General features: G+C 74.8%; 23 protein-coding genes and 3 riboswitches. Of the genes, 13 read left to right on the top strand and 10 right to left on the bottom strand.

Translation table 11 applies throughout. The features are described from left to right. Positions 1-12: 12 nt before the first annotated feature. Positions 13-124: riboswitch (SAM riboswitch) on the top strand. Positions 125-338: 214 nt separating this feature from the next. The 5 genes from BLT39_RS04580 to BLT39_RS04560 all read left to right on the top strand — a co-directional run bounded on the left by BLT39_RS04580 (position 339) and on the right by BLT39_RS04560 (position 4,652). Further along, positions 339-869: a GNAT family N-acetyltransferase gene (locus BLT39_RS04580; RefSeq protein ID WP_091059666.1), complete on the top strand. Its 531-nt coding sequence runs from the start codon at positions 339-341 to the stop codon at positions 867-869. Further along, complete coding sequence (locus BLT39_RS04575) at positions 866-1,831, top strand: amino acid ABC transporter permease (protein ID WP_091059663.1); 966 nt, start codon at positions 866-868, stop codon at positions 1,829-1,831. Before BLT39_RS04580 ends, BLT39_RS04575 begins: the two co-directional genes overlap by 4 nt. Beyond that, positions 1,828-2,607 (top strand): amino acid ABC transporter ATP-binding protein, encoded by a 780-nt coding sequence (locus BLT39_RS04570; protein WP_091059659.1) that lies wholly within the window; start codon positions 1,828-1,830, stop codon positions 2,605-2,607. The genes BLT39_RS04575 and BLT39_RS04570 overlap by 4 nt, the downstream gene beginning before the upstream one ends. A gap of 75 nt (positions 2,608-2,682) precedes the next feature. Then, the gene (locus BLT39_RS04565) at positions 2,683-3,663 is read left to right on the top strand and encodes an ABC transporter substrate-binding protein (RefSeq protein WP_091059655.1); all 981 of its coding nucleotides are present in this window, start codon (positions 2,683-2,685) and stop codon (positions 3,661-3,663) included. A gap of 17 nt (positions 3,664-3,680) precedes the next feature. Continuing rightward, positions 3,681-4,652: an ABC transporter substrate-binding protein gene (locus BLT39_RS04560; protein ID WP_091059651.1), complete on the top strand. Its 972-nt coding sequence runs from the start codon at positions 3,681-3,683 to the stop codon at positions 4,650-4,652. Between the two features lie 87 nt (positions 4,653-4,739). Here BLT39_RS04560 and BLT39_RS04555 read toward each other — a convergent pair whose 3' ends face one another. Continuing rightward, on the bottom strand, positions 4,740-5,261 hold the full coding sequence (locus BLT39_RS04555; protein ID WP_242658162.1) for a MarR family winged helix-turn-helix transcriptional regulator: 522 nt from the start codon (positions 5,259-5,261) through the stop codon (positions 4,740-4,742). Positions 5,262-5,280: 19 nt separating this feature from the next. Here BLT39_RS04555 and BLT39_RS04550 point away from each other — a divergent pair, with 19 nt between their 5' ends. Further along, complete coding sequence (locus BLT39_RS04550) at positions 5,281-6,204, top strand: DMT family transporter (protein ID WP_091059643.1); 924 nt, start codon at positions 5,281-5,283, stop codon at positions 6,202-6,204. Here BLT39_RS04550 and BLT39_RS04545 read toward each other — a convergent pair. The 4 genes from BLT39_RS04545 to BLT39_RS04530 all read right to left on the bottom strand — a co-directional run bounded on the left by BLT39_RS04545 (position 6,140) and on the right by BLT39_RS04530 (position 11,016). After that, a complete protein-coding gene (locus BLT39_RS04545; RefSeq protein ID WP_091059640.1) occupies positions 6,140-6,610 on the bottom strand; it encodes an OsmC family protein in 471 nt (156 codons plus the stop codon). The genes BLT39_RS04550 and BLT39_RS04545 overlap by 65 nt on opposite strands. Positions 6,611-6,674: 64 nt before the next feature. Further along, a complete protein-coding gene (locus tag BLT39_RS04540; protein WP_091059636.1) occupies positions 6,675-8,009 on the bottom strand; it encodes an aminotransferase class V-fold PLP-dependent enzyme in 1,335 nt (444 codons plus the stop codon). A 31-nt stretch (positions 8,010-8,040) separates the two neighbouring features. Beyond that, positions 8,041-8,153: riboswitch (SAM riboswitch) on the bottom strand. Between the two features lie 297 nt (positions 8,154-8,450). Beyond that, positions 8,451-9,815 carry an NtaA/DmoA family FMN-dependent monooxygenase gene (locus BLT39_RS04535; RefSeq protein ID WP_091059633.1) on the bottom strand — a complete coding sequence of 455 codons (1,365 nt, stop codon included), beginning with the start codon at positions 9,813-9,815 and terminating at the stop codon, positions 8,451-8,453. Positions 9,816-9,825: 10 nt separating this feature from the next. Beyond that, positions 9,826-11,016 carry an LLM class flavin-dependent oxidoreductase gene (locus tag BLT39_RS04530; RefSeq protein ID WP_091059629.1) on the bottom strand — a complete coding sequence of 397 codons (1,191 nt, stop codon included), beginning with the start codon at positions 11,014-11,016 and terminating at the stop codon, positions 9,826-9,828. A 54-nt stretch (positions 11,017-11,070) separates the two neighbouring features. After that, positions 11,071-11,183, bottom strand: a riboswitch (SAM riboswitch). A 114-nt stretch (positions 11,184-11,297) separates the two neighbouring features. On the opposite strand from BLT39_RS04530, the gene BLT39_RS23480 reads away from it, so the two are divergent. The 5 genes from BLT39_RS23480 to BLT39_RS04510 are packed head-to-tail and all read left to right on the top strand — an operon-like array spanning position 11,298 to position 14,348. Beyond that, positions 11,298-11,372 carry a putative leader peptide gene (locus BLT39_RS23480; RefSeq protein WP_423221480.1) on the top strand — a complete coding sequence of 25 codons (75 nt, stop codon included), beginning with the start codon at positions 11,298-11,300 and terminating at the stop codon, positions 11,370-11,372. Between the two features lie 46 nt (positions 11,373-11,418). Next, the gene (locus BLT39_RS04525; protein WP_091059625.1) at positions 11,419-11,904 is read left to right on the top strand and encodes a winged helix-turn-helix domain-containing protein; all 486 of its coding nucleotides are present in this window, start codon (positions 11,419-11,421) and stop codon (positions 11,902-11,904) included. Continuing rightward, a complete protein-coding gene (locus BLT39_RS04520) occupies positions 11,901-12,884 on the top strand; it encodes a sulfotransferase (RefSeq protein WP_091059621.1) in 984 nt (327 codons plus the stop codon). The genes BLT39_RS04525 and BLT39_RS04520 overlap by 4 nt, the downstream gene beginning before the upstream one ends. Further along, on the top strand, positions 12,881-13,783 hold the full coding sequence (locus BLT39_RS04515; protein ID WP_091059618.1) for a hypothetical protein: 903 nt from the start codon (positions 12,881-12,883) through the stop codon (positions 13,781-13,783). Before BLT39_RS04520 ends, BLT39_RS04515 begins: the two co-directional genes overlap by 4 nt. Before the next feature lie 16 nt (positions 13,784-13,799). Beyond that, positions 13,800-14,348, top strand: coding sequence for a hypothetical protein (locus tag BLT39_RS04510; protein WP_091059614.1), 549 nt, complete (start codon positions 13,800-13,802; stop codon positions 14,346-14,348). Between the two features lie 10 nt (positions 14,349-14,358). Here the strand turns inward: BLT39_RS04510 and mftD are convergent, their stop codons facing one another. The 3 genes from mftD to BLT39_RS04495 form a co-directional block, all read right to left on the bottom strand. After that, the gene (mftD, locus tag BLT39_RS04505) at positions 14,359-15,591 is read right to left on the bottom strand and encodes a pre-mycofactocin synthase MftD (RefSeq protein ID WP_242658161.1); all 1,233 of its coding nucleotides are present in this window, start codon (positions 15,589-15,591) and stop codon (positions 14,359-14,361) included. Between the two features lie 43 nt (positions 15,592-15,634). Next, positions 15,635-15,820 (bottom strand): hypothetical protein, encoded by a 186-nt coding sequence (locus tag BLT39_RS04500; protein WP_091059609.1) that lies wholly within the window; start codon positions 15,818-15,820, stop codon positions 15,635-15,637. Positions 15,821-15,920: 100 nt separating this feature from the next. Beyond that, complete coding sequence (locus BLT39_RS04495; RefSeq protein ID WP_091059605.1) at positions 15,921-16,781, bottom strand: DUF2382 domain-containing protein; 861 nt, start codon at positions 16,779-16,781, stop codon at positions 15,921-15,923. 123 nt (positions 16,782-16,904) lie between these two features. Here BLT39_RS04495 and BLT39_RS04490 point away from each other — a divergent pair, with 123 nt between their 5' ends. Beyond that, positions 16,905-17,639: a hypothetical protein gene (locus tag BLT39_RS04490; protein WP_131801405.1), complete on the top strand. Its 735-nt coding sequence runs from the start codon at positions 16,905-16,907 to the stop codon at positions 17,637-17,639. Positions 17,640-17,715: 76 nt separating this feature from the next. After that, on the top strand, positions 17,716-18,525 hold the full coding sequence (locus BLT39_RS04485) for a DUF3097 domain-containing protein (RefSeq protein WP_091059598.1): 810 nt from the start codon (positions 17,716-17,718) through the stop codon (positions 18,523-18,525). Between the two features lie 102 nt (positions 18,526-18,627). Here the strand turns inward: BLT39_RS04485 and BLT39_RS04480 are convergent, their stop codons facing one another. Together BLT39_RS04480 and BLT39_RS04475 are read right to left on the bottom strand one after the other, a co-directional pair. Further along, a complete protein-coding gene (locus tag BLT39_RS04480) occupies positions 18,628-19,464 on the bottom strand; it encodes an aldo/keto reductase (protein ID WP_091059595.1) in 837 nt (278 codons plus the stop codon). Positions 19,465-19,523: 59 nt separating this feature from the next. Beyond that, positions 19,524-20,693, bottom strand: coding sequence for a GNAT family N-acetyltransferase (locus BLT39_RS04475; RefSeq protein ID WP_242658160.1), 1,170 nt, complete (start codon positions 20,691-20,693; stop codon positions 19,524-19,526). Positions 20,694-20,737: the final 44 nt, after the last annotated feature.

Genomic DNA, 20,737 nt, shown 5'->3' with positions numbered 1-20,737 from the left:
CGGTCCCGCACAGGTCCTGAGCGCCAGCGACAAGCCCCGGCTCGCTGGCCGGCAACCCTCCGCTGCGGCGGGGTGCCCCGGGTGACGACCTGGCGACGGCGTCCGTCCGTCGCAAGTGCAGCCCCGCCCCACGGCGGGGGACGAGGAGACCGGCATGGACACGCACCCGACCGCACCGCGGTCCGCGGCGCTGCCTGCCCTCCTCCTGGTCGGACGGCCGGTCATCGACCTGGTCCGTACCGACAGCGCGCTCTGTCGCTGACCTGTTCCCAGGTCCCCCTGCTCCCCCGGACGACGCGTCCGCGGGGGGTCTCCGTCCTGACCGCTGGAGCCCTCGCATGTCCCGATCCCTGCTGCCCGGCGCCGACCTGCGGGTCGTCGTCGTGCACCCCGACGACCCGCTGGCCGCGCCGCTGTTCGCCGAGCTCGCCGTCGAGTACGACCGGCGCTACGGCGACCTGTTCGGCGGCGCCGCCGAGGAGCTGACCCGCTACCCGGCCGAGCTGTTCGTCGACCCGCTCGGCGCGTTCGTGCTGCTGCTCGAGGACGGCGCGGCGGTCGCCGGCGGCGCGTTCATGCCGCACGCCGACGCCGGCACCGTCGAGGTCAAGCGGATGTGGACGGCGGCCACCCACCGCCGCCGTGGCCTGGCCCGCCGGGTGCTGCACGAGCTGGAGACCCTCGCCGCCGCCCGCGGCCACCGCCGGGTCTTCCTGACCACCGGGCCGCGCCAGCCCGAGGCCCGCGACCTCTACCTCGCCGCCGGCTACACGCCGCTGTTCGACGGCCCCCGCCCCACCGACCTGGCCACGCTGCGCACCCTCCCGGTCGCCGAGCGCATCTACCCGTTCACCAAGGACCTGCCATGACCCTGCTGGAGCACCGACCCGTCGCCGAGGCGAACCCCTACGAGGGCCTGCGGGTGGTCAAGGCGCGCCACCCCGGGCGCTGGGCGGCCACCGCCGTCGTCGCCGTCCTGCTGGCCATGGTGGCCAACTCGCTGATCACCAACCCGCGGTGGGAGTGGGGTGTCGTCTGGGCCTACCTGGGCGAGGTCTCGATCGTCGAGGGCGTCTGGATGACGATCAAGCTGACGCTGATCACCGCCGTCCTCGGCTTCGCGCTGGGCACGGTGCTGGCGCTCATGCGGCTGTCGCAGTCACCGCTGCTGCGCGCGGTGAGCTGGGGCTACACCTGGGTGTTCCGCTCGGTGCCGCTGATCCTGCAGCTGCTGCTCTGGTACAACCTCGCCTACCTGTACCAGACCCTGGACGTCGGCATCCCGTTCGGCCCGTCCTTCGCGAGCTTCGAGACGCTCTCGCTGATCGACAAGTTCGGCGCCGCGATCCTGGGGCTCGGCCTGCACCAGGCCGCCTACTCCGCGGAGATCGTGCGGGCCGGCATCCTCTCGGTCGACCAGGGCCAGCACGAGGCCGCGGCGAGCCTCGGCATCCCCCGCCGCCGGCAGTCCACCCGCATCGTGCTGCCGCAGGCGATGCGCACCATCGTGCCGACCGCGGTCAACGAGGTCATCGGCCTGTTCAAGGGCACCTCGATCGTCTACGTGCTGGCGCTGGGCGAGCTGTTCTACACCGTGAGCGTCATCTACGGCCGCACCCAGCGGGTGCTGCCGATGCTGGTGGTCGCCGCGATCTGGTACGTCGTGCTGACCACGGTGGTCACGGTCATCCAGTTCTACGTCGAGCGGTACTACGCCCGTGGTGCGGTGCGCACGCTGCCGCCCACACCCCTGCAACGGCTGCGCGGCAACCTGACCGCGGGCCTGGCCCGCGTCCGGTCCACCTCCGGCCAGGACCCGGTGACCCGGTGACCGCCGTGGACGCCCGCCCGGGGCGGGTCGAGGTGCACGGCGTGCACAAGTCCTTCGGCGCCCACGAGGTGCTGCACGGCGTCGACCTCGTGGTGGAGCCCGGCAGCGTGACGGTGGTCCTCGGCCCGTCGGGCTCGGGGAAGTCGACGCTGCTGCGCAGCATCAACCACCTTGAGACCGTCGACCGCGGCTACGTGGCGCTGGACGGCGAACTGGTCGGGTACCGCCGCCGGGGCGACGTGCTGCACGAGCTCAAGGAGCGGGAGCTGCTGCGCCAGCGCACCCGGTTCGGCTTCGTCTTCCAGTCCTTCAACCTGTTCCCGCACCTCACCGCGCTGGAGAACGTGGTCGAGGCTCCGGTCTCCGCCCAGGGGCGCAACCGGCGCGAGGTCGAGGCCGAGGCCCGCGAGCTGCTGGCCCGGGTGGGGCTGGCCGACAAGGCCGGCGCGCACCCCCGGCAGCTCTCGGGCGGCCAGCAGCAGCGGGTGGCCATCGCCCGCGCGCTGGCCATGAAGCCCGCCGTCCTGCTGTTCGACGAGCCCACCTCGGCGCTGGACCCCGAGCTCGTCGGCGAGGTGCTGTCGGTCATCACCGACCTGGCCCGCACCGGCACCACGATGATCGTGGTCACCCACGAGATCGGCTTCGCCCGCCAGGCCGCCGACCGGATCGTCTTCATGGACGAGGGCCGGATCGTGGAGCAGGGCACCCCGGCGCAGGTCCTCGACGACCCGCAGCACGAGCGGACGAAGGCCTTCCTGGCCAAGGTCCTCTAGCCCCACCCCCCCGGACCCGGACGGCGCGACCGCGCCGCCCGTCGATGAAGCACGCCCAGAAGAGGAAGCACACCCGTGACTGCACACCTGCGACGCAGCACCGTCGCACTGTCCCTGGCCACCGCCGCACTCCTGGCCCTCGGGGCGTGCAGCAGCAGCGCCGAGATCGAGGAGGAGGCCCGCACCGACGCCGCGGGCGCCTCCGGCACCGCCATCTCCGTGGACACCAGCCCCGAGCAGGACCGCATCCACTCCACCGTCGACCCCGAGGCGGTGGCCCTGCTGCCCGCCGGTGCGTTCGACGACGGGGTGCTGCGCGTCTCGGTCACCCAGGGCGCGGTGCCGCTGGCCTTCTACGCCGACGACAACACCACGGTCATCGGCAGCGAGACCGACCTCGCGACGGTCTTCGCCGACGCGCTCGGCCTGCAGGTCGAGTTCGTGGTCAACGACTGGTCGAACTGGCCGCTGTCGGTGCAGTCCGGCGACGTGGACGCGGTCATCTCCAACGTGACGGTCACCGAGGAGCGCAAGCAGCTCTACGACTTCGCCACCTACCGCTCCGACGTCCTGGGCTGGCTGGTGCAGGCCGACTCCGGCCTGTCCATCTCCTCGGCCCCGGACATCGCCGGCCTCACCGTGGGCGTCTCCTCCGGCACCAACCAGGAGCAGATCCTGCTGGCCTGGAACCAGGAGAACGTCGACGCCGGCCTCGCACCGGTCACGATCGACTACTACCAGAGCTACAACGACGCCGTCCTGGCCCTGCAGTCGGGCCGGCTGGACGCCTACGTCGGGCCCAACCCCACCGCCGCCTACAGCGCGGCCACCTCGCCGCAGGACTTCGCGGTCGCCGGCACCACCAGCGGCGGCTGGCCGGCCACCGCCGACATCGCGGTGACCACGGTCAAGGGCAACGGGTACGCGCAGGCCTTCCAGGCGGCGATCCAGCACACGATCGAGGACGGCACGTACGCGCAGGTGCTGGCCCGGTGGGGCCTGTCCGCCGAGGCCGTCGACTCCTCCCAGCTCAACCCCCCGGGCCTCGGCTCGTGACCCCCAGGAGGTTCCACGTGGAACGCACCCGGCTGTCGTCCCTGGTCAGTGCGCTGCCGCTGGCCGCCGTCCTGCTGCTGACGTCGTGCACCAGCTCGGCGGAGATCGAGGCCGACGCGCGGGCGTCGGACGCCCCCGCCGACACCGCGCTGGTGGTCGACACGTCGCCGGAGCAGGCCGACCGGGTGCGCACCGACGAGGACGCGGACGCCGCGGCCCTGGTGCCCGCGGCCATCGCCGAGGACGGCGTGCTGCGGGTGGGCGTCACCGGCGCCGGCGACCCGCCCCTGGGCTTCCTCGCCGACGACAACACCACGGTCGTGGGCAGCGAGGTCGACATCGCCCAGCTGGTCGCCGACGGCCTGGGCCTGCAGCTCGAGGTGGTCAACACGACCTGGGAGGCGTGGCCGCTGGGGGTGCAGTCCGGCGACCTGGAGGCGGTGTTCTCCAACGTGGGCGTGAACGCCGAGCGGCTGCAGCTGTTCGACTTCGCCACCTACCGGCAGGGGATCATGGCCTTCGTCGCGGCCCCCGACAGCGGCCTGTCCATCGACGACGCCGAGGGCATCTCGGGCCTGTCGGTGGGCGTGGGCTCGGGCACCAACCAGGAGCGCATCCTGCTCGACTGGAACGCCCAGCTCGAGGCCGAGGGCAAGGCCCCGGCGACGCTGGAGTACTACGTCAGCGCGGCCGACGCACTGCTGGCGATCCAGTCCGGCCGGCTGGACACCTACATCGGGCCCAACCCGAACGCGGTGTACCAGGAGTCGGTCGGGGACATCGAGGTCGTGGGCACGGTCAACGCCGGCTGGCCGAACACCACCTACGTGGCGGCCACGACGCTGAAGGGCAACGGGCTGGCGGAGGCGGTGCAGGCGTCGCTGCAGCACGCCTTCGACGACGGCACCTACGCGGAGACCCTGGCGCGCTGGGGCCTGTCCGACGAGGCCGTGGACGCCCCCGAGCTCAACCCCTCGGTCGCCTCCTGATCCAGCGTTGATCAGGGAGGTTGATCCATCTCCGTCCTCCTGCGCCGGATCTGGTGCAGGAGGACGGAGTTCGATCAGGGGACCTGATCAACGCTGGGCGGGCGGGGGCTCGACGCGGGCGAGCCAGCGGGTGAGGATCCCCTCCAGCGCGACGCGGTCGGCGGGGTCCAGGTCGGCCAGCAGCCGCGCCTCGTTGGCCATGTGGTCGGCGAACGCGGCGTCCACCACCCGCCGCCCGGCGTCGGTCAGGCTGACCACCCGGCCGCGCCCGTCGCCCTCGTCGCGGGTGCGCCGGACCAGTCCGTCCCGCTCCAGCCGGTCCAGCCGCTTGCTCATCGCCCCGGTGGTCACCATCGTGTGCGCGGCCAGCTCCCCCGGGGCGCGGGCGAACGGCGGGCCCGCCCGGCGCAGGGTGGCCAGGACGTCGAACTCGCCCTCGCCCAGCCCGTGCTGGCGGTAGACCACCACGAGCTGCTCGGTGAGGTGCCCGGCGAGCCGGTGCAGCCGCCCGATCACCCCCTGCGGGGAGACGTCGAGGTCGGGGCGCTCACGCGCCCACTCGGCCTGGATCTGCGCGACGCGGTCCACGGCCTCGACAATACCTTCCACGGAAGGCATTGTGTCTTCCATGGAAGATGTTCGGCGCTGGTCGCTGGTCACCGCCGTCGCGCCCGTCGCCTGGGGCTCGACCTACGTGGTCACCCACCACGTGCTCCCACCCGACCAGCCGCTCACCGGCGCAGCGCTGCGTGCCCTGCCGGCGGGCCTGCTGCTGCTCGCCGTGGCCCGCCGGCTGCCGCGCGGCGCCTGGTGGTGGCGCTCCGCCGTCCTGGGGACACTGGACGTCGGTCTGTTCTTCGTGCTGGTCTACGAGAGCGCCCAGCTGCTGCCCTCGGCGGTCGCGTCGACGGTCATGGCCGCCTCGCCGGTCGCGCTGACCCTGCTGGCCTGGGCGCTGCTCGGCCAGCACCCGGCGCCGGCCCACCTGGTCGGCGGGGTGGTCGGCGTCGTCGGGGTGGGCCTGCTGCTGCTCGGCGGCGCCGCGGGTGTCGACCCGGTCGGGGTGGTGTGCGCGGTGGCGGCGATGGTGTCGTCGTCGGTCGGGTTCGTGCTGGCGCGGCGGTGGAGCGACGGGACCGCCGGCGCGCCAGGACTGGTCGCGACCACGTCCTGGCAGCTGCTCGCCGGCGGCGCCGGGCTGGCGGTGGCGGCCTGGGCGACCGACGACGGCTGGCCGCCGGTCGACGTCCCCACCGTGCTGGGGTTCGGCTACGTGACGGTGGTGGCCACGGCCCTGGCGTTCCTGTGCTGGTTCGCGGGCCTGGCCCACCTGCCCACCGGCACGGTCGGCCTGGTGGGGCTGCTCAACCCCCTGACCGGCGTCGCGCTGGGCTGCCTGGCCTTCGGCGAGGTGCTGGGCGTCCGGCAGTGGGCCGGGGTGGCGCTGGTGCTGGCCGGGATCGGGCTCGGCCAGCACCAGCGGTCGGTCAGAGCGCGGCCTTGGTCCACTCGCTCGTGTACTCCAGCCCGGAGCGCTGGAAGAGCTGGGTGACCGGGCAGCGGCGCTCGGTGTCGGCCTTCAGCTTCTCGAAGGTCTCGTCGTCGGCGTCGGTCTGCACGGTGGCGCGCACGGTGACGGCGTCGAAGTTCGCGTTGCCCTCCTCGCCGCCGACCATGACGGCGGTGTCCAGGTCGCCCTGCACGTCGAAGGTCCAGGAGCCCAGGGTCACGCCCAGCTCCTTGGCCACGATCGAGGCGGTGATCTGGTTGCACGAGGTCAGCGCACCCAGCACGTAGGACAGCGGGCTGGGCTTGGCGTCCGCGCCGCCGAAGGCCGGGTAGGTGTCGACCTCGAACACGTGGCCGGCGTCGCCGCCGACGGTGACGCTCTGGCCGACGCCGGTCCCCTCAGCGTGGTTGGTGAAGGGGACGACGCTCGCCTTGGGCCGGGTGGCCATGGTGGATCTCCTCTGGTTGGAAGACGGTGCTCCGCCGGGGTTCGGCGGGAGTTCGGGGATCAGTTCACCGGGCCGGGCCGCACCCGGCACCTCGGGCGGCGGCGTCGGCGGCCGGGCGGGGGTCGCCGACCGGCTGGTGCCGGCCGTCGACCACCGCGTAGGTGGTTCCCGGTCCGTCGGCGACGAACCGGGTGATGGCGGCCACCAGCCGGTCGACGTCGTCCGAGGACGTGCCGACGCCGACGCTGGCCCGCAGCGCGCCACCGGGGACGCCGAGCCGGGCCAGCAGCGGGTGCGCGCAGAACCGGCCGTCGCGGACGCCGATGCCGTGCTCGGCGGACAGGTACGCCGCCACCAGGCCCGGGTCGGCGCCCTCGACGGTGAAGGAGACGACGCCGGTCGGGTCCACCGAGTCCGACCAGATGCGCAGCAGCCGCACCCCGTCGACGGCGGTCAGGCCCTCCACCAGGCGGGCGCGGAGCCGGCGCTCGTGCTCCTCCAGCTCGCCCGGCGCCAGCGCGGCCAGGGCGTCGCACGCGGCGGCCAGCGCGACGGCGCCGAGCACGTTCGGCGACCCGCCCTCGTGCCGGTGCGGGGCCGGCACCCAGGTGGTCGCGTCGAGGTCGACCTGGCCGACCGCACCGCCGCCGGGCAGGTACGGGCGGCCGGTGTCCAGCCAGTCGCGCCGGCCGACCAGCGCACCGGTGCCGAACGGCGCGTAGAGCTTGTGGCCGGACAGGGCGACCCAGTCGGCCCCGGTGTCGGCGAGGGAGAACCGGCGGTGCGGCACCAGCTGGGCCCCGTCGACGACCAGCAGCGCGCCGTGCGCGTGCGCGAGGTCGGCCACCCGGCGCAGCGGCAGGGACTCCCCCGTCACGTTCGAGGCACCGGTGACCGCGACCAGCACGTACCGGCGGGCGGCCAGCGCGTCGGCGAGCAGGTCCAGCGTCCCGGCGACGGTCGGGGCGGCGACCAGGACGTCGCACAGGTCGCGGGAGCGCTGCTGCCAGGGCAGCAGGTCGGCGTGGTGCTCGACGTCCAGGACGAGGACGGCGCCGTCGGCGGGCAGGCAGCCGGCCAGCAGCGACAGGCTGTCGGTGGTGTTGCGGGTCAGCACGCACACGTCGTCCTCGCGGGCGCCGACGAAGGCGGCGACGGTGTCGCGGGCGGACTCGTAGCGGGCGGTGCAGACCTGCGAGAGGTAGCCGGCGCCGCGGTGCACGCTGGCGTAGCCCGGCAGCGCCTCGGCGACCGCGGCCGCGACCGGCGCCAGGGCGGGGGCGCTCGCGGCGACGTCGAGGTTGGCGTAGTCGACCGACCCGCCGGTGACCAGCGGGACCTGCGACCCCAGGGTCGGGAGCAGGGCGGCGGTCGGGCGGCAGTCGAGGGTGAGGGACATCGGTGCACTCCTGGCGTTCCAGGGCCCGTGGGGCCCGCGCTTGCGGCTGCGCTGCGCAGCCGCCAGGTCGTCACCCGGAGCACCCCATCGCGGTGGAAGGGTTGCCGGCCAGCGAGCCGGGGCTTCGCGCTGGCACTCGTGACCTGCCCGGAACGCTAGCAGACAATCCCGATCGGCATGGTGGAGCAAAGCCGTGGAGATGCACTGGTCCCTGCCCACCCGGGGCGACAGCCGCGACGTCGGCCCGGCCACCACCGACCGCGGGCACGACGCCGCCGCGCTGCGCCGCCGGCCCACCCTGGACCACCTGGGCGCGGTGTCGCCGCGCGGATCCCCGAGTACGCGATCTGGGGTTCGAGGGGTTCGTGCTCTCGGGCTACCCGCACCTGGAGGAGGCCTGGCGGGTCGGCGAGGAGGTCCTCCCCCTCCTGCGCTGAGTGCTCAGGAGGCGACCGCCGAGGCCCCGCCGGCGCCGCGCAGGGGCAGACCGAGGTGGTCGCGCAGCGTCGTCCCCTCGTAGTCGGCCCGGAACACCCCGCGCTCCTGCAGCAGCGGGACCACCCGGTCCACGAAGGGCGCCATCCCGCCCGGGGTGATGTGCGGGACCAGGATGAACCCGTCGCTGGCGTCGGCCTGCACGTACCGGTCGATGGTGTCGGCGACCGTCTGCGGCGTGCCCACGAAGGACTGCCGGCCGGTCACCTCGACGATCAGCTCGCGGGTGGTGAGGTGCTCGGCCTCGGCCTTGGCCCGCCACTCCTGCGCGGTGGCCACCGGGTCGCGGTGCATGCGCACGCTGGCCCGGCCGCGGGCGATGGTGTTCTCCCCGACGACCGGGTCGACCGAGGGCAGCGGGCCGTCGGGGTCGTGGTCGGACAGGTCGCGGTTCCACAGCTGCTCGAGGAACTTGATCGCCGTCGCGGGCGAGACCTGGGCCAGCCGGATCTGCTGCGCGAGCTCCGCGGCCTCCTCCTCGGTGTCGCCGAGCACGAAGGTGGCCGCGGGCAGGATGAGCAGCTCGTCGCGGCCGCGGCCGAACCGGGGCAGGCGGCCCTTGACGTCGGCGTAGAAGGCCTGGCCGGCCTCGAGCGTGCTGTGCCGGGAGAAGATCGCGTCGGCCGAGGCGGCGGCGAAGTCCCGGCCCTCGTCCGAGTCGCCGGCCTGGAACACGACCGGGCGGCCCTGCGGGCTGCGCGGCACGTCGAACTGGCCGCTGATGTCGAAGAAGCGGTCGCGGTGGGCGAAGGTCCCCGGGTGCGGGTCGGCGAGGAAGGTGCCGCCGTCCTTGTCCGCGACGACCTCGTCGCCGCGCCAGGAGTCGAACAGCTCGGTGGCGGTCTGCAGGAACGACCGCGCCCGGTCGTACCGGTCGCCCTGGGCGAGGAACCCGCCGCGGCGGAAGTTCTCGCCGGTGAACGCGTCCCAGGAGGTGACGACGTTCCAGGCGGCCCGCCCGCCGGAGAGGTGGTCCAGGCTGGCGAACTGCCGGGCCACCTCGTAGGGCTCGTTGAAGGTGGAGTTGATCGTGCCGGTCAGCCCGATGCGGTCGGTGACGGCGGCCAGGGCGGCCAGCACGGTGAAGGTGTCGGGCCGGCCGACCACGTCGAGGTCGTAGATGCGGTCGTTCTGCTCACGCAGCCGCAGGCCCTCGGCCAGGAAGATGAAGTCCAGCTTCCCGCGCTCGGCGATCTGGGCGAACTCCCGGAACGAGTCGAACTCGATGTGGCTGCCCGAGGAGGGGTCGCTCCACACGGTGGTGTTGTTGACGCCGGGGAAGTGCGCGGCGAGGTGGATCTGCTTGGGCACGGCGGTCTCCTCAGGCGTTCGCGTAGCGGTTGGCGGGGCGGCCCAGGCCGAGCAGCCCGCGCAGGGTCGCGGCCTCGTACCCGGTGCGGAAGGCGCCGCGGCGCTGCAGCTCGGGCACCAGGTCGCGGGTGATCCGCGCCAGGTCGTCGGGCAGGACGGCGGGCCGCAGCCGGAAGCCGGTCAGCCCGGCCCGCTGCCACTCCAGCAGCAGGTCGGCGAGCTGGGCGGGGGTGCCGGTGAACACCCGGGCGTCGCTGCGCAGGGGCGCCCCCGCGACCTCGTCGAGCCGGGCCAGCCGGTCGGCCGCGGCGGACGCGTCGTCGTCGAGCACGACGAGCAGGTCGCCGAACACGTGCACGGTCTCCTCCGCCCGGCCGGCGGCCGCCTGCTCGGTGCGGACGGCGTCGACCAGGCGGGTGGCGTCCGCGGCGTCGGTGGGGGTGACGAAGCCGAGGTCGGCCGAGCGCCCGATCAGCCGCCAGGGCACCTCGGCGTGGCCGAGGGCGGCGACGAGGGGCTGGCCCTGCGGCGGCCGCGGGGTGATCGAGGGCCCGCGGACGGAGAAGTGCCGGCCCTCGAAGTCGATGTAGTGCAGCTTGTCGACGTCGACGAACCGTCCGGTGGCGGCGTCACGGATCTCCGCGTCGTCCTCCCAGCTGTCCCAGAGCCGGCGCAGGACCTCGACGTAGTCGGCGGCCTCGTCGAACAGCTCGACGACCACCGGTGCGGTGGCGACCGCGTCCCGGTCGACCGGCGGCAGCTCACGGCGGCCGAGGTGGGCGGCCACGTCGGGCCGGGCGGCGACCTGCACGCGGACGCCGGCCCGGCCGGAGCTCACGTAGTCCAGCGTGGCGATGGCCTTGGACAGGTGGAAGGGCTCGGTGTGGGTGACCACGGCGGTCGGCAGGAAGCCGATGTGCCGGGTGGTCGGCGCGACCCGGGAGGCCACGAGCACCGCGTCCAGCCGGCCGCGGACCCGGTCGGTGCGGTCGTCGGCGACGAAGGGGTCGTCGGACTGCAGGGCGAAGGCGTCCTCGAGGGTGACCGCGTCCAGCAGGCCGCGCTCGGCCTCCTGCACCAGGTCGGTCCAGTAGCCGGCGGTCAGCAGCTCGGCCGGCCGGGCGCCGGGTTCGCGCCAGGCGGCGGGGTGCCAGCCGGCGCCGTCGAGGGCGGCGACGAGGTGGATCGGGGGGTGGGGCACGTGCTCCTCCGGGCGGCTCGGCGGTACGAGCTCCGGGTCGGCGCCGCCGACCGGGTACCGCGCTTGCGGGCCGCGGGCGCGGCTCGCCGGGTCATCACCTGGGGCACCCCGCCGCGGAGGAGGGTTGCCGGACAGCGAGCCAGGGCTTGCCGCTGCCGCTCATGACCGACCCCGACGGTAGCCCGGGCCGCCCGGCAATGTCCACCAGACTGGTAGGGAAAGCGGTCGGGATCACCCGCGGCCATTCCCCAGTGAACCGGTGGGGATGGTAGGAATGCGCCGTGAGCCACCCGACCCTGAGCCGGCGTCTGCACGTCGACCTCGCCCGGGTGGGCTCCAGCAGCTGTCGGCCCTGACGCGCCACCGCCGTCCCCCGACCCTCCTCCGCTGCTGGAGACCCGCATGTCCGCTGCTCTGTCCCTCCCCCTGCCGGCTCCGTCGCCCCACCTGCGTGCGCTGCCCGCACCGCCCGGCTCGGCGCCGGTCGCGCTGCTGGTGCTCACCGAGGACGGCCGGTTGCTGCCGCCCACGCCCGAGCAGCTGGCTCCGCTCGCCGCGCTGCTCGCACCCGCCGCCCCGCCCGCCCCGGTCGACGACGTCCACGAGCTGGGCCCGCTCGTCGTCCGGCCCGCCGCGCACGTCGCCACGGTGGCCGGGCGCCGGCTGTCCCTGACCGTGCGGGAGTTCGAGCTGCTGGCCGCCCTGGCCGCGGCCGACGGCCGGGTGGTCGCCCGCGCCGCCCTGCTCGCGTCGGTGTGGGGCGCGGGCACGACCACCGGCGTCCGATCCGTCGACGTGCACGTGGCCCGGCTGCGGGCCAAGCTCGGCAGCGCCGCGCACCAGCTGGTCACCGTCCGTGGCCGCGGTTACCGATTGGACCCCGCATGACCGAACGGCTGCCGCAGTTCGTCCTGGCCGGCGCACCCAAGGCGGGGACGACGGCGCTGCACGCCGCGCTGGCCACCCACCCGCAGCTGTACCTGTCGCCGGTCAAGGAGCCGAAGTTCTACCTCTGCGACGGGCGCCCGCCACCGGCCCGCACCCAGCGGGGCCCCGGTGACGCGCACAGCGCGCAGGAGTGGGTCTGGCGTCGGGACCGCTACCTGGCCCTGTTCGACCGGGCGCCGGCCGACGCGGTGCGCGGGGAGAGCACGCCGTTCTACCTCTACGACCGGGCCGCCCAGCGCCGGCTGGTCGCCGACGTCCCCGACGTCAAGGTGGTCGCGGTGGTGCGCGACCCGGTGGACCGGGCGATCTCGAACTGGGTGCACCTGCGCGCCGACGGCCTGGAGCCCGAGCCCGACTTCGGCCGCGCCGTGGAGCTGGAGGACCAGCGGGTGGCCGACGGGTGGGCACCGTTCTGGCACTACACCCGGATGGGCCGCTACGGCGAGCAGCTGCAGCACCTGCTGACCCTCGTCCCCCGCGAGCAGCTGCTGGTGCTCCGGTTCCGCGAGGTGGTCTCCGAGCAGGCCCGCACGCTGGACCGGGTGAGCGAGTTCCTCGGGGTGCGCACCGGGGTGGCCCGCGCCGTCCCGCCCGAGAACGTCAAGCCCTACGTCGCCGACACCCCGCGGTACCGGGCGCTGGCCCGGCTGGCCCGCGCCGGCGCCGCCGCGGGCGCGCACGTGCCGCCGCAGGTCTGGCGGCAGGCCAGCCGGCCGCTGCTGGCCGCGCTGCACGCCGGTGCGGTGCGGCGGCCGCCGCTGCCGGTCGAGGTGCGCCGCGCGGTGCAGGCCCGGGTGCTCGACGACGTGGCACTGCTCGAGGAGGTCACCGGGGAGTCCTTCGCCGACTGGCGCGCCGACACCGGGCGGGGCGACTACGCCAGCCGGGCCGCGGCCCGGCAGGCAGACTCGGGGTCGTGACGCTGCCGCTGGACGTCGACCGCCTCCTCGACGTCGACCGCTTCCTGGCCGACGCCGCGCTGGTGGCCGCACCGGAGGACCCCCGGCCCGGCTCCTGGGCCGGCGGACCGAGCGCGCAGTTCGTGGACGGCACCTGGTGGCTGGCCTGGCGGCTGCGCCGTCCGGTCGGCGAGGGCCGCGGGTTCGCCAACGTGGTCGGCCGGTCCGCCGACGGGGTGCGGTTCACCCCGGTGGCCACGGTGCGCCGCGAGTCCTTCGCCTGCGACTCCCTCGAGCGCCCCGCCCTCGTGCACACCCCCGACGGCCGGTGGCGGCTCTACGTCAGCTGCGCGACGCCGGGCACCAAGCACTGGCGGGTCGACCTGCTGGAGGCCGCCACCCCCGAGGAGCTGGCCGACGCCCCCGCCCGCACCGTGCTCACCTCCGGCCCGGTGCCCGGGTCCGCGGTCAAGGACCCGGTCCTGCGGCACGACGGCGCGCGGTGGCACCTGTGGGCCTCGGTGCACCCGCTGGACGACCCCGACGCCACCGACCGGATGACCACCGAGCACGCGGTCAGCGCCGACGGCGTCGCCTGGACCTGGGAGGGCACCGCGCTCACCGGCACGCCGGGCAGCTGGGACGCCCGCGGCGTGCGCTTCACCACCGTGCTCGACGGGTTCGCCCTCTACGACGGCCGGGCCACCGCCGAGGAGAACTGGGAGGAGCGCACCGGCATCGCCGTGCGCGACGGCGCGGGCTGGACGGCGCTGCCCGGCGGCCCGCACCTGCAGGGCCCCGACGGCGGCCTGCGCTACGCCGACGCGGTGCCGCTGCCCGGCGGCGACGTCCGGTGGTTCTACGAGATCACCCGTCCCGACGGCGCGCACGAGCTGCGCACGGTGCTGCTGCCGGGCTGAGCGTCGTCCGCCAGGCATGATCGCCACCGTGGAGGTGTCCCGGGAGGCGACGACGGCCCGGCTGCGGCCGCTGCTGCGTGCGGTGCAGGAGGCCCTGGTCGCCGGGGTGGTGGTCAGCGGGCAGATCCACCGGCAGCACGGCTGGCAGCGCGCCGCCGACCCGCACCTGGACCGGCAGCTGGTCCGCCGGCACGCGATGGAGCAGCTGCTGCCCTGGTCGGCGTCGGTCGGCGAGCAGCTGACCTTCGACGTCGGGGACGGGGCCGGGGAGAACCTCGGCCTGCCGATGAGCGGGCTGATCATCACCACCGAGGCCGACGTCGTCCGGGTCTGGTACTCCGAGGACGGCGAGCTGCCCCCGGCCGACACGGCGGCGCTGCGGGCGTTCTACGCGCAGGCGCCCACCACCCAGCTGGCGCTGGACGGCACGCCCCCGGTCGGCAACCACGTGGCACTGCTGTGGGCCGACCGGGGCGGGGCGCTGAGCCGGTTGGAGCTGGTCCGCCCGTGGTGGCGCGGTGGCCGGCACCCCGAGGCCGACTGGCGGGCGGACCTGCTGCGCTAGGCGGTGCCGGTCAGACCACGTGCTGCTGGTCGGGGGTGCCCAGCACGCGGGGCCAGCCCGCGGGGACGACGACGTCCTCGGGCCGCAGGTCCTTCACGTCGCGGTGCCCCAGGCCCAGGACGGCGGAGTCGATGCCGCTGCGCAGGATGTCCAGCACGTTCTCCACGCCGGCCTGCCCGTTGGCGGCCAGGCCCCACAGGTAGGCGCGGCCGATCATCGCGGCCTTGGCGCCCAGGGCGAGGGCCTTGACGACGTCGGAGCCCCGGCGGATGCCGCCGTCGGTGACGACCTCGACCTCGTCACCGACGGCCTTGGCGATCGCCGGCAGCGCCCGGATCGGGGCGGGGGTGCCGTCGAGGTTGTTGCCGCCGTGGTTGGACACCGAGATCGCGGTGACGCCGGCGTCGACGGCGCGCTTGGCGTCGTCGACGCGCATGACGCCCTTCAGCATGAACGGCCCGCCCCACTGCTCGCGCAGCCAGGCGACGTCGTCCCAGGTGGGCAGCGGGGTGCCCATCCACTCGCCGTAGGCGCCGAAGAAGGTGGGGGCGTCACCGCCGCCGGGCGGGGCCAGGTTCGGCGTCTTGAGGTCCGGGATCTTCCCGGTCTTCGCGAAGGTCCACAGCCACTGCGGCTTGAGCGCGACCTCGGGGGCGAACCGCACGGCGGTCCTCAGGTCGATCTTCTCCGGGATCGCCGGGGAGCCCCAGTCGCGGCCCATGGAGAACGACCAGTCCAGGGTCATGATCAGCCCGACGCAGCCGGCGGCGCGGGCGCGCTCCATGCGCTGCACCAGCACGTCGCGCGAGCCGACCCAGTACATCTGGAAGAACGTCTGCGGGCTGGCCGCGGCGACCTCCTCCACCGGCTTGGACGCGAAGGAGCTCAGCCCCATCGTGATGCCGCGGGCGGCGGCGGCGCGGGCGACGGCGACCTCGCCGTCCGGGTGCACCGCCTGCACACCGGTCGGGGAGATCATCACCGGCATCGACAGGGGCTGGCCCATCACGGTGGCGGACAGGTCGCGCTCGCCCTGCAGACCGGCCACGTGCGGGGCGAACCCGAGCTCGCCGTAGGCGCGGGTGTTGTCCTCCACGGTCAGGCCGCGCTCGGAGCCGGCGATGAGGGCGCCGTAGACCGAGGCCGGGAGCCGACGCTTGGCTCGCCGTTGCGCCTCCGCGACGGTCTCGAACCAGGGGTTGGCCATGGCGTCCTCCTCGACGACGGCTGTGCTGTGCGCCACAGCATGCCAGGGGGTGGCACTCAGTGCCACCCCCTGCGGGGCGTCAGCGGTCGGTGACGACCCCGGTGCCGCGGTCCTCCTCGGTGGGCGTGCGGCCGGTGGTCCCGGCGGCCGCCTCGGCGGTGGCCTCGGTGACGAGGTCGTGCTCGCGCCCCGCGGCGTCCCGGTGCCGTCCGGTCAGCAGGTCGTCGGTGGCGTCGGGGGTGCGGGGGTCCTGGCTGTGCGTCACGGGGTCTCCTCCATGCGGTCGGGGTCCTGGGGTGCCCCGAGCGGGCCGGTGCCAACCAGTGGGGCCGCCCGCCCGGTGCACGGGCGGGCGGCCCAGGGGCTCACCGGGTGGTGCCGCGGCCGGTGCCGCCCTCGACCTGCTCGATCTCCTCGTGCGCGACCTGCTCGCTGACCTGGGTCTGGTCGGTGACCGTCTCGGTGCCCAGCCGCACGCGCTCGACCGGCACGGTCTCCTTCTGCACCACCGGCTGCTCGGCGTGCAGGACGACCTCGTGCTCCTCCTCGGACAGGTCCGGCCCGTCGAGGGCGGCGCCGCGGTTGGCCTCGGTGATCGGCTCGCGCTCGACGCGGACCTCCTCGTGGGTGACCGGCACCGTCGTCGTCACGTTCTCGGTGACCACGTGCTTGCGCAGCCGGGCGCGGCCGACCTCGGCCGTCTCGGTGCCCACCTGCAGCCGCTCCTCCGAGCGGGTCATCGCGTCGTCCGTGGTGGGCCCGGAGGTGTCCCGGCCCTGGGCGCCGTCCTCGCTGCGGCGGGGGGCGTGCTGGCCGCGGTCGTCGAGGTCGTCGCCGAGCCGGGCCTCGCCGGCCACCCGGGTGCCGCGGTCGTCCAGGCCGTCGCCGGTGCCGCCGCCCGTGGTGCCGCCCGTGGTGCCCAGGCCGTAGTAGCGGTAGAGCTCCTGCTCCTCCTGCGGGGAGAGGTGCTGGTCGGCGTCCACCTTCGGGGCGTCCTTGACCGCGGCCTTGCTGACGGGGACGCGCACGCCGTCGCCGGTGAGGTCGGCGTCGCGCAGCGGGACGAAGGTGGACCGGGTGCCGAACAGGCCGGTGCTGACGGTGACCCACTCGGGCCGGCCGGACTGGTCGTCCAGGTAGACCTCGGTGGCACTGCCGATCTTGTCGCCCTCGGCGTCGTAGACGTCGCTGCCGATGACGCGGTCGATGTTCTCGGTGCTGATCACGGAGTTGCTCCTCGATCTTGGGGAGAGGTGTTCGGGAGCCGGACCTTGCTCGCCGACCCAGGAAGCTTTCTCGGAACCGCTCCGGGCGAAACCTGGTCCGGCGTGTCGTGCGAGGCTGCGCTGGTGAGCCGCCTGCCCGCCGTCCTGGCCTGGGTCGCCGGCAGCGCCCTGCACCCGGCCGGGCTGGTCGCCGGCGCCGGGTTGGTCCTCGGGTCCGTGGTCGCCACCGGGACGCCGGCCCCCGGCGCCCGGGTGGCCGGGGGGCTGCTGTGGGGCGCTGGACCGGAGAACTCGCTGCTGGCGGTGGCCGCGTCCGCGCTGGCCTCGGCCGGCGCGCGCGAGCGCCTGCTCACCGCCGACGAGGAGGCGTGGGCGCGCGCCGAGCTGCTCGGCGACGCGCTCCCGCCCCGGGGACGGGTGGTCGTCACCGACGTCGTCGGGGCCGGCGACCGGCCGTTCGTCATGCCGCGGTGGGACGGCGGCACCACCGTCAACCTGGGCCCCGACCTGTTCGCCGACCCGGTGTCGACCGACCCGCACACGTTCCTGCACGAGCTGGTGCACGTCTGCCAGGTGCACGCCCTGGGCGCGCGGGCGTTCACCACCCGCGCCGCGCTCACCCAGGTGCTGCACTCCGCCGGGCGGGACGCCTACGCCTACGACCTGCCGGTGCGCCCGCTGGCCGGCTACGGGCTGGAGCAGCAGGCGCAGCTGCTGGCCGACTGGTGGCGGGGGTCGCCCGGCCGGCGCGGGCGGCCGGTGCCGCGGGCGGGGCTGCGCGGGCACACCCGCCGGCCCCGCGACCCCGCCGGCCCGTGGGCGGCCTGCGTCGCCGACCTGCACGCCGGCCGCCTCTGACCGGTGGACCGGTCCGTCACGACCGGTTACGGCGTGGCGCCCGCAGCCGCCCGGTGCGACTGCCTAGCGTGGCCGGGTGCCTCCCCGCTCGCAGTACGACGACCTGGTGCACCCGCGCACGGTGAAGAAGCCGCCCGTGCAGGTCGAGGCGGAGAAGGACCTGGTCGTCGAGGACCCCAGCTCGGGGTTCGTCGGCGCGGTGGTGCGCTGCGAGAAGGACGTCGTCCACCTCGAGGACCGCTTCGGCCGGGTCAAGGGCTACCCGCTCGGGCCGGGGTTCTGGGTCGAGGGCCGGCCGGTCACCCTGGTCCGGCCGCGCGCCACCGCGCCCGCCGCCCCCACCCGCAGCGCCTCCGGCTCGACCTACGTCGCCGGCGCCCGGGCCCGGGTGGCCCGACAGGGCCGGGTCTACGTCGAGGGCAAGCACGACGCCGAGCTGGTGGAGAAGGTCTGGGGCCACGACCTGCGCATCGAGGGGGTCGTGGTCGAGCCGCTGCACGGCGTGGACGACCTGCCGGGCATCGTGCGCGAGTTCCGGCCGGCGTCCGGGCGCCGGCTGGGCGTGCTGGTCGACCACCTGGTGACCGGCTCGAAGGAGTCGAGGATCGCCGCGCAGGTCACCGGCGCGCACGCCCTGGTGGTCGGGCACCCCTACATCGACATCTGGCAGGCGGTGAAGCCCTCCGTCGTGGGGATCCGGGCGTGGCCGACCGTGCCGCGCGGCGAGGACTGGAAGACCGGCGTGTGCCGGCGGCTGGGCTGGGAGGACGACACCGGCTACGTCTGGGCGCAGCGGATCCTGGCCCGCGTGCGCACCTGGACCGACCTGGAGCCCGAGCTCATCGGGCGCGTCGAGGAGCTCATCGACTTCGTGACGGCCGACTGAGCATCTTCCTGCGCCGAAGTCCGTCCTCCTGCACCAGATCTGGCGGAGGAGGACGGACTTCGATCAGCTCCCCTGATCAACGCTGGACCAGGGGCGGGCGGGTCAGCCCGGGATGTAGTTGAAGGTGTCCGGGTCGGGGCCGGTGCGCTCGTCGCGGTTCAGGCTGGTGATCGCGGTGATGTCCTCGTCGGTGAGCTCGAAGTCGAACAGCGCGAAGTTCTCCTCGACCCGGCTGCGGGTGACCGACTTCGGGAACACGATGTCGCCGCGCTGGATGGCCCACCGCAGGGTCACCTGGGCCGGGCTCTTGCCGTGCCGCTCGGCGACCCGGACGATCTCGGCGTCGTCGAGGACCTTGCCCTGCGCGATCGGCGACCAGGCCTCGGTGGCGATGCCGCGCTCGGCGTTGAAGGCGCGCAGCTCGTCCTGGGTCAGGTAGGGGTGCACCTCGATCTGGTTGACCGCGGGGGTGACGTCGGTCTGGTCGCGCAGCCGGTTGAGGTGGTTGCTCTGGAAGTTGGAGACGCCGATCGCGCGGGCCTTGCCGTCGCGGTAGATCTGCTCCATCGCCTTCCAGGTCTCGACGAAGTCGACGTCGATGCCCGGCAGCGGCCAGTGCACCAGGAACAGGTCGAGCCGCTCGACCTGCAGGTCGGCCAGGGTCTGGTCGATGGCCCGGAGCGCGTCGTCGTGGGCGTGGAAGCCGTTGTTCAGCTTCGAGGTGATGAAGACCTCGTCGCGGTCCAGCCCGGAGTCGCGGAAGCCCTCGCCGACCTCCCTCTCGTTGCCGTACATCTCGGCGGTGTCGATGTGCCGGTAGCCGACCTCGAGCGCCGTCCGCACGGCCTCACGGGTGTTCTCGGGCTCGATCTGGTAGGTGCCGAAGCCCAGCTGGGGGATCTCGACACCGTTGTTCAAGGTGATGTTCGGGACGGTCATGCCGGGTGCACTTCCCTGGTGCACCGCCGGTCATGCCCGCCGTTCAGGACGTCACAGGTTCAGAAGTAGTCGAGCAGCTGCGGGGGGCGGCCGCAGGCCAGCAGGTCCAGCGCGGCGGGGTCGCCGGGCCCGGTGACCAGACCGGCGTCGGCGACGGCCCGGCCGCCGGCCGCGGCGGTCCACAGCAGGGCCAGCCCGCGGGGGCCGAGCACCAGGTCGGGGTCGCCGTCGCCGCGGGTGGCCCGGCCCTCGCCGCCGGCCAGCTCCAGCCGCCAGGCGCCGCTGTTCCACGGGGCCACGTCGTCGACCACCCGGACGTCGACCGTGCCCCGCACGTGCGCGGGCCAGCCGCGGCCGGCGACCGCGGCGGGCAGGTCGACCACCCGGTGCATGAAGACCTTGGTGCCGCGGGCGGTCGCCCGCTCCAGCGGCAGCACCGCCGACACCGCGTCGCCGGCCAGCAGGGGGACGTCGACGGTGCGCGTGACGGTCCGCCACCCGGCCAGGACGTCGACCAGCGCGCGGGCCGCCGCCGGGGTGGTGGCCAGCAGGTCGCTGACGTCGAGGGACGCCTCGGGCCCGTAGCCGCGGCCCCGCTCGTAGGCCAGCGCACCGGTGACGACGCCGTCCTCCTCGGCCAGGGTCAGCAGGTCCACCCCGTCGCCGAGGGGCTGCTCCTCGCGGGGCGGGACCTCCCAGCGGCCGCCGCGGCGGGTCAGCGGCCCGTCGTACCCCCGCACCACCTGCTCGTAGAGGTCGACCAGGGCACCGCGGTCGGCCGGCGTCCCCGTGCGGAGCACGACACCGGGCTCGCGGGCGGTCGGGAGCGCCGCGGTGTCCAGCACCGCGGACCCCAGCACGCCGGTGACCTCCCAGCCCAGCGACCGGTAGGCCGCCGACACGGTCGGGTACAGCGCGCTGACCGCCGCACCCCGCTCGCGGGCCGCGGCCAGCGCCGCGGTGAGCAGCTGGCGGGCCAGCCCGCCGCCGCGCACCTCCGGGGACACCGCGACCCCGCTGACGTGCGCCGACGCGAGTTCGCGGCCGCCCCACCAGGAGTGCTCCTCGTGGTCGGTGACCTTGCCCAGCAGCCGGCCGGTCGCCGTGTCGTAGGCGCCCCAGCGGTGCGTCTCGGGGAGCGCCCGCAGCGCCTGCGGCGGCGCCTCGGCCGGGCCGCCGAAGGCCCACCGGCCCAGCGTCCAAGACTCGGCCAGGTCGTCGGCGGTCATCGCGCGGATCGTGGTCGGCACTCCCCGACCCAACCAGACGGCGC

It is taken from the genome of Klenkia brasiliensis, from assembly GCF_900100695.1.
Classification (GTDB): Bacteria; Actinomycetota; Actinomycetes; order Mycobacteriales; family Geodermatophilaceae; genus Klenkia; species Klenkia brasiliensis.
Note: the sequence above shows the minus strand (reverse complement) of the source record. Positions and strands in the feature narration are given on the sequence as shown.

What these genes read in the sequence shown, in the direction of transcription:
- BLT39_RS04580 (WP_091059666.1), top strand. Translation starts at nt 339, where the DNA reads ATGTCCCGATCCCTGCTGCCCGGCGCCGACCTGCGGGTCGTCGTCGTG.
- BLT39_RS04575 (WP_091059663.1), top strand. Translation starts at nt 866, where the DNA reads ATGACCCTGCTGGAGCACCGACCCGTCGCCGAGGCGAACCCCTACGAG.
- BLT39_RS04550 (WP_091059643.1), top strand. Translation starts at nt 5,281, where the DNA reads ATGGAAGATGTTCGGCGCTGGTCGCTGGTCACCGCCGTCGCGCCCGTC.
- BLT39_RS04545 (WP_091059640.1), bottom strand. Translation starts at nt 6,610, where the DNA reads ATGGCCACCCGGCCCAAGGCGAGCGTCGTCCCCTTCACCAACCACGCT.
- BLT39_RS04540 (WP_091059636.1), bottom strand. Translation starts at nt 8,009, where the DNA reads ATGTCCCTCACCCTCGACTGCCGCCCGACCGCCGCCCTGCTCCCGACC.
- BLT39_RS04525 (WP_091059625.1), top strand. Translation starts at nt 11,419, where the DNA reads ATGTCCGCTGCTCTGTCCCTCCCCCTGCCGGCTCCGTCGCCCCACCTG.
- BLT39_RS04520 (WP_091059621.1), top strand. Translation starts at nt 11,901, where the DNA reads ATGACCGAACGGCTGCCGCAGTTCGTCCTGGCCGGCGCACCCAAGGCG.
- BLT39_RS04510 (WP_091059614.1), top strand. Translation starts at nt 13,800, where the DNA reads ATGATCGCCACCGTGGAGGTGTCCCGGGAGGCGACGACGGCCCGGCTG.
- BLT39_RS04480 (WP_091059595.1), bottom strand. Translation starts at nt 19,464, where the DNA reads ATGACCGTCCCGAACATCACCTTGAACAACGGTGTCGAGATCCCCCAG.
- BLT39_RS04475 (WP_242658160.1), bottom strand. Translation starts at nt 20,693, where the DNA reads ATGACCGCCGACGACCTGGCCGAGTCTTGGACGCTGGGCCGGTGGGCC.